The following is a 10,202-nucleotide window of genomic DNA, read 5'->3' as shown; positions in this document are numbered from 1 at the left end:
GAGGAGGACTTCAAGAAGTTCCCCCAGAGCGTGGAGGCCAACCAGCAGCGCCTCATGACCAACGCCTACTATCCCTTCGACCTGGAGAGCGAGGAAGCCATCTACCGCAAGTGCTTCTAAGCGGTTCGATGTGAGTGAAAAACCGCCCGGCATGTTGAAATGCCGGGCGGTTTCCTGTTCTCACTGGCTTAGCGGCGCCAGGCAGCGGGCGCGTTTGTCAGGCGTGGTAGCAGCCCCCGCCGATGAACTCCCGCATTAAGGAGGTCTTGGGGATGTTGTCCGCGGGGATGGGCAGGAAATAGTTCAGGAATTTCAAAAGCCGCTTGGCCTCGATATACTCCTCGCTATCCCTGGGAACGCCGAACAGCAGGGGCTGGACGTAGGGCTTCAGCAGGGCCGTCTCGTAGATGAGGGCGGAGTTGAAAATCATGTCCGCGCTGTCCTGGAAGGGGAAGATGTTGTTTTCCTCCCCCCGCCGGACGGAGGGCCACATTTTGATGGTGGCTTGGGCGCTGTAGCCCCGGGTCCGGGCGTCCCGCTCAATGCGCCGCAGGAGCNNGGCGTCGGTGGTGGGAATGCGGTTGTGGTCGTCGATGTTCAGCGTGGTGAGACAGCTGATATAGATTTTGTATTTGCTTTCCTTCGGGAGGGCATGGGTGAAAGCGTCGTTGAGGCAGTGGATGCCCTCGATGACCAGCACGTCGCCTTCCGACAGGCGCATGCAATTGCCGTTGTACTCTCTTGCGNCCTTCTTGAAATTGTAGGTGGGAATTTCCACAGTCTCGCCGTTGAGGAGGCGGATGCAGTCCTGATTGAACTGCTCCACGTCCATGGCCCCCAGGCCCTCGAAGTCGTAGTTGCCGTTTTCGTCCCGGGGGGTTTTGTCCCGGTTGACAAAATAGTTGTCGGTGGCGATGGGGTAGGGCCGCAGGCCGCAGGCCCGCAGCTGGGTGGACAGCCGGTGGGAGAAGGTGGTCTTGCCGGAGGAGGAGGGCCCGGCGATCATGACGAAGCGGACCTCCTTCCGGGAGGCGATTTCGGCGGCGATGTCGCCGATTTTCTTTTCCATCATGGCCTCATGGGCCAGGATGAGGGGCGTCGCCCCGCCTTGGGAGATGGTGGTGTTCAGCTCCGCCACGTTGGAGGCGTTCAGGGCTTCGGAGCGGAGGGTGGATTCGTAGAGCTCCCGGAAGACCTTGCGGGAGGGCTTGAAGTCCCCTAAATGGTTGGGGTCCTTCTGGGTGGGCAGGCGGAGGACGAAGCCGTTTTCAAAGAGATCCAGTCCGAAGCACCGGATATAGCCGGTATCCGGGGCCATGTAGCCGTAGAAATAGTCCACAAAGCCGTCCAGGGAATAGACGTTGACGTGGGAGTTGATGCGGAAGCTGAGGAGCTGGGCCTTGTGGATCAGCCGGGCCCTGCGGAACAGCTCCATGGCGTCGTCGGTGTTGATGGTNTGCTTTTCGATGGGCAGCGCGGCGGTGGACAGCTCNCNCATCCGCTCCTCCACCCGGTCCAGCAGGGCCTGGTCCAGGGTGAAATTTCCCCGGGCCAGGAGANNGANGGCGCTGCNGAGGGAGTACTCCACGGAGATGCGTTCCNCATTCTCCTGGCCCGCCACGTCATAGAAGGCCTTCAGCATCAGGAAGACGGCGCTGCGCTCATAGGTCTGGATGCCGGGNCTGTCCTGGGCGGTGACCATTTTCAGCGAGCAGTCCCGATCCAGAACTTTGTGGAGCTCGCAGAGCTTCCCGTCACGGTTGACCAGCAGGATGTCGTAAGGGGTCCGGCCCTGAAAATCCGCCGCAATGGCGCGGTAGGGCGTTCCGTAAAGATAGGCGTATTCCGCGCCGTCCACGGTGACCTTGATCATGTTTTTCTCTTCCATAGGATGGCCTCCTTCTATATGTGATGGTTCCGCCGGGTGAAGAGGCGCTTGCGCTTTCCTCAGCCGGGCTGACTCTATCATACGATATTTTGGCGGAAAATACAAGGAGGATTCCGCTGTAAAAAGGCCGGGCGGACNGTTCCGCCCGGCCTTTTGCCGCTTGGTTCCGCTCATGGCGGNAAGCCATGTTAGTCCTTGGCAAGCGCCGCTTCCTGAAGCGCGTCGAAGGCGGCCATGCACTCGTCCACCGACGCGCCTTCCAGAAGCTCCCGCACGATGAGGCAGGTGTTTCCCCACTGCTCCACATTCATTCCCGCGTTGGAGCCCAGGACGTAGATCCCTTCTTCAATCCGGTCGTTGAGGGGCCGCAGGGAGGGGACGCAGTCCACCTTCACGTTTTTGGAGGGGGAGATGACCCGGTTGGTTTCCGAATAGAGCTGGAGGGCCTCGTCCGAGGTCATGATGTCCAGGGCTNNGGCCGCGTCTTCCCGGTGCTCCGNCTCCGCGCCGATGCCGTATCCGGTCATGGGTATCACCGGCATCTGGCCCCGGCTGCTGGGGAAGCCCACAACCTGCATTTCAAAATCGGTTTTTCCATAGCCGGTTTCCGAGTTGGCCGCGCCCCAGTAGGCCATGACAATGGGGGTTTTTCCCGCCAGGAAGTCCGGCCCCTCCGCCTCGATGGCCTCGCTGACCAGAGCCGTCTCCGCGTCGATGTAGCCCCGGTCAATCAGGATTTGCAGGAACTCAAATCCGGGGCGCATATAGTCGCTGTATTTGGCCTCGCCGCTGTTGAGGGCCGCGATTTCCGCCACCGCGTTCCCGCCGTTGTACAGGTCCGCGTAGGCCTGGGCGAAAACGAACGTCTCCAGCCACCANCGGTNTGCNCCTATGGGCGTCTCGANTCCGTTTTCCTTGAAAACGCGGCAGCACTCCAGGANCTCCTCCGGTGTTNCNGGCTGGGATNANCCATACTGGTTGAAAAGATCCATGTTGAGNAACAGGCCGTAGGCNACGATCTCCTGGGGAATGGCGATCAGCTTCCCGTCCACCGTGTTGGCGACCCGGATGATCTCCCGCAGATTTTTCGCGCTGTCCAGCCCCGAGAGGTCCATCAGCTTTCCCTCCGCCCCCAAAATCAGGAGGGTATCCGGGTTCAGAAGATACAGGTCGTCCATATTGCTGCGCGCCCGGTCGAGAGTGACCTCGTCATAGGTCTTGTCCTGATAGTTTTCCGCCGTGTAGGTCCTGTACATCATGCTTACGCCCAGTTTTTCCTCGGCCATTGCCACCGTCAGGTCCGACGCGGTCCGGGCGATGTTTTTCGCGTTGGGATCGGTTTTCTCCATGGGGCTGAACAGGTTCANCACCCGCGCCGCTTCCTTTTCCTGGGAAATCNGGTTTTTGGGCTTGNCGGAGCCTTGGCAGGCCGTCAGGGACAGCGCCGCCAGCACCGCCAGGAACAGAGCGGACCATTTCCGGCTCACGCTCTTGATAGGCGTCATGATCCATCNTCCTTTCGCTTGGTACATTGCGCAATAACGCTCTTCAAATGCTCCATATTCAGCGGCTTGGCCACATGGGCGGTCATCCCCGCGTCCAGGGCCGCTTTTTCATCTTCGGCAAAGGCGTNGGCCGTCATGGCGATGATGGGAATGCGCCCCGCGTCCTCCCGCTCCAGGGAGCGGATGGCCCGGGCGGCCTCGTGACCGTTCATCACCGGCATCTGCACATCCATCAAGATGGCGTCGAACGCGCCCGCTTCCGCCTCCTGGAAGCGCTCCACCGCTAAACGGCCGTTTTCCACGATTTCGCAGGAGGCCCCTTCGATCTCCAAAAGCTCCGTCAGGATCTCCGCGTTGATTTCGTTGTCCTCCGCGGCGAGGAAATGGAGCCCCTGCAGGCCGCCGTCTTCCTCCGGGACGGGGGCGGGGGCTTCGCCGGGGTCCGCCCAGAGCTGCGCCACCTTCTCCCGGAAGGCGGAGACGAAGAACGGCTTTGTGAGAATGCCCGCGGATTTGATTTGCAGCGCTTCCTCCAGTCCCTCCGCGCCGGATTCCGCCAGGAAGAGGATGGGCATGGAAAACGACTCCCGCAGATCCCGTGCCGCCTGGAGGCCGCAGGTCTCCCAGTCCAGCAGGACGATTTGGCAGTCTCCGCCGTNGTCCCGCAGCCAGGCGGCGGCTTCNTNCNAGCCGNCGGCGGTGTCCAGGCGGATTCCGGCGTCCTGCATCAGGGATTGAATGCTCTCCCGGCTCTCCGGGTCGGCGTCCACCGCCAGCACGCGGGAAATGCCCCGCTGTTCCCAGAAGCGCCGGTCCGCGTGCCCCTCCTGAATGCGCAGCTCCAGGTCGACCCGGAAGAGGGAGCCCCGGTCCACCTCGCTGAACACCTCAATGGTGCCTCCCATCAGCTCTACGATGCTTTTGGTGATGGCCATGCCCAGCCCGGTGCCCTGCACCTTGTTGGTGGTGCTGTTTTCCGCTCTGGTAAACGCGTCGAAAATGGTTTCCAGGTATTCCGGCGTCATGCCGTAGCCGTCGTCCTCCACCTCCATGCGGATATGCTCATATTGGCTGGAGCGCTGCTTGAGCTCCATGATGCGGAAGCGGATGTGCCCGCCCTCCGGCGTGTATTTCACGGCGTTGGAAAGGAGGTTGATCAAAATCTGGTTGATTCGGGTTTCGTCGCCAATCAGGCGCTCGTGCCGGATNCCGGTTGCCTCCAGATGAAAGTCCTGCTTTCTGGCTTTGGCCATGGGCTGGATGANGGCGTCCACGGAGGAAATCACGTCGTTCAGGGAGAATTCCTCCAGGTTCAGCACGACTTTTCCGCTCTCGATTTTGGAGACGTCCAGGATGTCGTTGATGAGGCTGAGAAGGTGTTGGCCGGAGGCCATGATCTTCTGGGTATATTCCCGGACCTTGGCCGGGTTCTCCGCGTCCTTGGAGAGGAGGGCGGTGAATCCCAGCACCGCGTTCATGGGCGTGCGGATGTCATGGGACATGTTGGAGAGGAAGGTCGTCTTGGACTCGCTGGCGATCTGAGCGGCCTGGAGGGCCTCTGCCAGCTGCTGGCTGTGCAGCTTCCGCTCCGCCTCCTGCTCNTTNCGGAGCTTANCCTGCTGCCNCCAGCTGAGGTAGTACAGCAGGATGCACAGGAAGAAGGCCGCCAGCATGGAGGCTACCACGATGAAAATATTCTGGCTGACGGTTCGCCCCTNCTGCTGGATGGCCTGGATGGGCACGTAGCCCACCAGGAAGATGGTGCCGCCGTTTACCGACCACATGTAGTTCAGCGCCTGCACGTCCCGGATATCGTGGTAGAAAAGAATGTTCTTCCCGCTTCCCAGGCACGCGTTTACCTCCGCCCGGATCTCCGGGTCCTGAATGTCGTTGGCGCGGTAGAAATCGGTCAGATTTAAATGGCCCGCGCTCCGCTGGCCCATGCCCTTGGGCTTTAGGACAAAGCGCTGGCTTTCCGCGTTCATAACGNACAGCGAGGCCTGCTTGTTGTAAAACCCCTCNGGAAGGGAGCGGTCGACGGCGTCGTAAATGTACTCGGCGTAAAGGGTNCNGATTTCCCGGCCGTCCCGTTCAACGGGGCACTTCATNGTATAGGACCAGGTGCCCATGTAATTCAGATAAGACTGGGAGATCGGCAGGTCCATAACCGTTTCACCGGCGGAAAAATCCAGGCTGTCTTCGGTGAAGCGCTCTCCGGTATTGGAGACGCCTTCGGTTTTGCCGGAGAGAATCAAAGACATTTTGGACATGGTCTGGTTTTTCTCATAAGCGCGGATGTACGCCTCCGGGTCGTCCACACGGGCGATCTNCTGGGCGATCAGGGTCTGAAACTCCGCTTCGCTGCGCAGGATCGCCTCGATGGTGCTCTGAATGAGATCCAGGCTTTCGCTTAAGTTTTGTATGGCGGAATTGGACATTTCCCTGGCGGTTTTTCGCGACACCGAAAATATAATTGCCCCGAACATGCAGAAAACCAATATAATGGAGAGGAGCAGGGAGAGGCCCCTCCGCTTGATTTGCTTATTTGGAATGTTCATCATTGGCTTGCTCCATTCTAACGCTCCGGCAGTACGGCGCCTGATTGCCGGGGGAAGGGGCTCCTTCCCGTTCCGCAAACCGCGTCGAAGCCATACTACATCCCATTATACTATTCCCTTCCTTTTAGTGTCAATAGATGCGGGGCGGCGGAGCAAAAAAAGGCCGGCGCTTTAGCGCCGGCCTTCCTATGCTGTTTCCCAAAAGCTTCCTGTGGGTGCTCCCGCCCTGCGGCGGAAGGATTATGAATGATTCAAGAAGTTTACATACCGGGCCAGCATGGCCGCCGCCTGGGCGCGGGTGGCCTTGCCGCCGGGGGAGAAGGAGCCGTTTCCGTAGCCGCTGAGGATGCCGTTTTCCGAAGCCCAGCGGACCGCCTCGCGCGCATAGCCGCTGACGGCCTCCGCGTCGCTGAACCGCAGTTCCCGCTCCGTGGCGGCGGGACTGCCCGCGCAGCGGTGGAGCATGGCCGCGAACTGCTCCCGCGTCACCGTGCTGTCCGGGTTCCGGCCGTCGCTGATCCCCTGGGCGATTGCCCAGGCGGCGCCCTGTTCATAGGCGGACGCTCCGGAGGCGCTTACGCCGTCCAGCCGGGCCAGCACCGTCATCAGCATCGCGCGGGACATGGGTGCGTCGGGGCTGAAAGCGGTGGAGGTTTTGCCGGAGAAGAGCTCCCGGGCGGTGACGAAGCCGATGGCGTCCTCCGCCCAGTNGCCCCGGGTATCGCGGAAATTTTTGCCGTTGTCCCGGAGCCGCACCGTGGCGCCGTCGGGAACGCTGACGGCAATCCGGCCTCCGCTGAGAACGGCGGTTTTGAGCAGGGTTTCGGAGCCGTCGCCGCCGGCGAGGTAAGCCACGGTGGTGTCGGCGTCTCCCTCCGCGGGAATTTCCACCCGGACAAGCCGGACGCTGCCGGTGCGGATGACAATGTCGGCGTTTGCCCCGGGCAGGGCCGGGATGGGTAGGACGATGGTCCCGCCGCTTCTCTGGCTCTCCTGAACCGCCTTGGAGGGAAGCCGCACGTCGGCCCGGGCGCCGTTCCGGTCCTCCCGGATGGAGGCGGTCAGGCCGTCGGACTGCTTCACGGTGGTTTCGGCGGTTCCGTCGGGCCGTTCCACCGTTTTGACGGTGGAGCCGTCCTTCGTCGTTTCCGTAGTGGTGACGGTGCCGTCCTTTTTCGTCTCCACCACGGTTTTGGAGCCGTCGGGCCGTCTGGTGGTCTCCGTCTCCGTGCCGGTGGTTTTGTTGACGGTGGTGGAGACGGTGGAGCCGTCGGGCCGTTTGACCGTCGTGGTATTGGAGGAGGAGCCGCCGGAGGACGAGCTCCCGCCGGAAGACGAGCTCCCGCCGGAGGAAGTTCCTCCGCCGCTGGAACCGCCGGAGGAAGTTCCTCCGCCGCTGGAACCGCCGGAGGAGCTTCCGCCGCCGGTGGCGGGAAGCGTCTCCCGGACCATCTCGTAACCGCAGACGGTGCAGGACTTGTGCCGGGTCCCGTTCTGGGAAGACGTGGCGGGCCGGTCCACCACCCAGTCTCCGGCGGTGTGGGCGGCGTAGCCGCTCTTTGCGCTGTCCGCCGTGATGGGACAGCCGGAGGCGGTACAGTCGTGCCAGTGGTGGGAGGCGTTGGTTTTCCAGGCAGAGCCCCAGGCGTGGGCATGGCTGGGGGTGGGGGGCGTGACGCCGCCGGGAGTCCAAATGGCGTTTAAGGTCACGTCCCGGGCGGGCATTTTAAAGCTCAGGTCCGGGTTGTTCCGGTTGTCCAGCGTCAGGTCCCCCGCGTCCCAGGCCGCGAAGGTTTTCCCGGCCTTGACGCCTGCCCGGACGGTGACGCCGGCCCCTTCCTTATAGGTGTAGGTTCCCGCGGGGGTGCCGCCCTCGCCGGTGTTGCCCACCGTCAGGCGATAGCANGTCTCNCCGGGCGGGTCAGGCTGGTCGGGAGGATCGGGAGGATCAGGCGGCTCCGTGGCGGCGGTGATCCGGACGGTGTAGGTCGTGGTCTTCCCCTGGTAGGTAATGGTCAGCGTCTGGCTCTCCGCCGCCTGATCGGAGTTGAAGCCGGAGACCATTGCCTCCGTGACCTTCACCGTTTGTGTGCTTCCGTCGGAATAGGCCGCTTCAATCGTAAGGCCGGAGACGTCCAGGGCCTCGCCCACCTGATAGGCGGTCTTGTGCCNGGTGCTGTTGACGGAAATGGAGTCGAGCACAGGGTCCACGGGACCGGGGTCCGGCTCTCCGNCGCCGCTTTTCGTAACGGTGAGCTTGGCGTCCTTGAGAAGCGCCTTTCCTCCAGCCGTATGCTCTTTGGGCACGATGATCCGGATGGTATAATCGCCCGGGTTACAGGATTTATCGGTGGAAACGTTGAGATAATTCCCGGAGATATCCATGGAGAAATAGCAGAAAGCATCGCTGTAAATGTACTTGTAATAAGTGTACCCGTCGATTATTTCCTCTTCCCGTTTGGCGGATTTGTCATTAATAGTGATGTTCAGGGGAATGAAGTCCAGATACACAGGAACTCCGTTTGCGCTTTCGACGGTTAGGGGAAACTCGGCTTCGCCGCCCGCTTCCACGGTCTGCTCCGTTTCGTCGAAGAAGAAGTCCTTCACAAGGTCCCCGTCCCCACCGGAGGAGTCCTCCACAGCCGTCCAATTGCCGTTGGCATCACGTTCCAGCCTTACTCCGGGCTTGAGGCTGTGGGGCAGAAGCTGGAAGTCAGCGCCGCTGGAGGCCGGGGTTTGGATATAGGTGTGGCCCACAGTGGGTTGAGAAGTGGAGTTGGTATTNGAATNGTCTGTTCCGCCGATGGCTACCTTAGCCGAACCCTCCGCCGACCGGGCGGCGGTCATGGTTTGATCTGCGCCCATAACCAGAATGCCGCCCCCTGCGCCATCTGCGGTGAAATCATCCACCGTGAAATTGTTCAGGTTGGAAACCGTCAATTTTGCGCCGGAGGAGATGGAGAGGGAGGCGTTCCCGTCCTGCCGGAAGCTGCTGCCCTGGGCCAGGACCAGATTGCCCGAACGTACCGACAGGCTGGAGATATCGCTGTATACCTTGGTATCCTGATTCACGCCCTCGTATTCCACACGGGTTTCCGTCGCGCCCGCGCCGTCCACGCCGCCCACTTTGGAGAGTTGCGTGCCGGTGATGGTGACGGTTCCGTTTACGGTGTATTTAGCGGGGTCCGGACGCGTCACTTTTTGTCCGTCCACTTTCGGCGGATTTTTCTGCTGCGCGCCTCCGGCATAGATGCGGCCCACGGCGGAGGCACCGCCGGAGAGACTCGCGCAGCCGTCTATGCGGATGTCGGGATTCCCGTCAAAGGAGTTTTCCTGGCCGTCTAGGTGGCCGGTGTCCGGACCCATGCCGCCCATGCAGAGACTGCCGGCGTAGATATTGCCGGTGCCTACGACTTGCTCTCTCGTGCCCTGGAGGCTGGTGCCTCCCCGGATTGTGATGGTGTTGTCCTTGCCGGGGGTGGGAACCGAGAATTGCTCATAATCGTTTGGAAACAAGGTGCCGCCGAAGACATTAAAGGGATAGCCCGCGGCTGTTACGCTGTCCAGCGTCAGATTGTGCCCGTTGGCAATGACCGCGTTGCGGGTGCTGTTGGTAAAATCCAACTGGGCGTCTTGAATGGTCACGTTTCCGTCCAGCAGGACGCCGCCCCTCCAGAGGATAATCCTGTTACCTTGCCCGACAATGGTGACATTTTTTGAAATGATCCACGGATCGTCGCCGCCCCCTTCCGTGCCGATCATGGCGTCCGAGGTCAGTGTGACCGTGCCGCCGCTGTCCGCTCGGTTAATGGCATCGATCAGATCAAAATAGCCTCCACTTTCCGCCGCCNGCCCCACAGGGGGGAAGAGAGAGGCGGCGATGCAGAAGGCCAATAAGGCCGCGGCCAGCCTGAAGGTTTTTTTCCTCATGAAAATTCTCCTTTTCGGTTTGTCCGGAGGGCGCTTCGCCCGCGCTTCCCGCGCCGGTTGAGGGCCGTGATTTCCTCCGCGAGTGCTGCTGGTCAACAATATATCAGAAAAAAGCCGGGTTTACAAGATTTGCCTGGCGGAAATCCCAGGAAATATTAGGAAAAACGTACATGTTCCTGGAGAAACGTCCCCGACCGCCGGAGGCGCGGGCTGCTCCGCCGAAACGGGCTTTCCGCTTGGCGTTAGAAGCTGTACCAATAGGCTAAAACCGCTTGAGTAAAGTGCTGAAAGCAGCAATGGTGCAAACAGCTTGTGCAGAAC

At 61.1% G+C, this 10,202-nt stretch carries 4 protein-coding genes; all 4 read right to left on the bottom strand.

Features of this window, described 5'->3' with window-relative positions; all coding sequences use genetic code 11:
• Window positions 1–217 precede the first annotated feature (217 nt).
• The 4 genes from JX325_RS08630 to JX325_RS08615 all read right to left on the bottom strand — a co-directional run bounded on the left by JX325_RS08630 (window position 218) and on the right by JX325_RS08615 (window position 9,881).
• A complete protein-coding gene (locus tag JX325_RS08630) occupies window positions 218–1,888 on the bottom strand; it encodes a nucleoside kinase (RefSeq protein ID WP_243414003.1) in 1,671 nt (556 codons plus the stop codon).
• A gap of 188 nt (window positions 1,889–2,076) precedes the next feature.
• Complete coding sequence (locus tag JX325_RS08625) at window positions 2,077–3,393, bottom strand: ABC transporter substrate-binding protein (RefSeq protein WP_204790754.1); 1,317 nt, start codon at window positions 3,391–3,393, stop codon at window positions 2,077–2,079.
• Complete coding sequence (locus JX325_RS08620) at window positions 3,390–5,954, bottom strand: response regulator (RefSeq protein ID WP_243414002.1); 2,565 nt, start codon at window positions 5,952–5,954, stop codon at window positions 3,390–3,392. Before JX325_RS08620 ends, JX325_RS08625 begins: the two co-directional genes overlap by 4 nt.
• 237 nt (window positions 5,955–6,191) lie before the next feature.
• Window positions 6,192–9,881: an S-layer homology domain-containing protein gene (locus JX325_RS08615; protein WP_204790753.1), complete on the bottom strand. Its 3,690-nt coding sequence runs from the start codon at window positions 9,879–9,881 to the stop codon at window positions 6,192–6,194.
• Between the last annotated feature and the right edge of the window lie 321 nt (window positions 9,882–10,202).

The organism is Oscillibacter sp. CU971 (assembly GCF_905219725.1).
Lineage (GTDB): Bacteria > Bacillota > Clostridia > Oscillospirales > Oscillospiraceae > Oscillibacter.
Note: the sequence above shows the minus strand (reverse complement) of the source record. Positions and strands in the feature narration are given on the sequence as shown.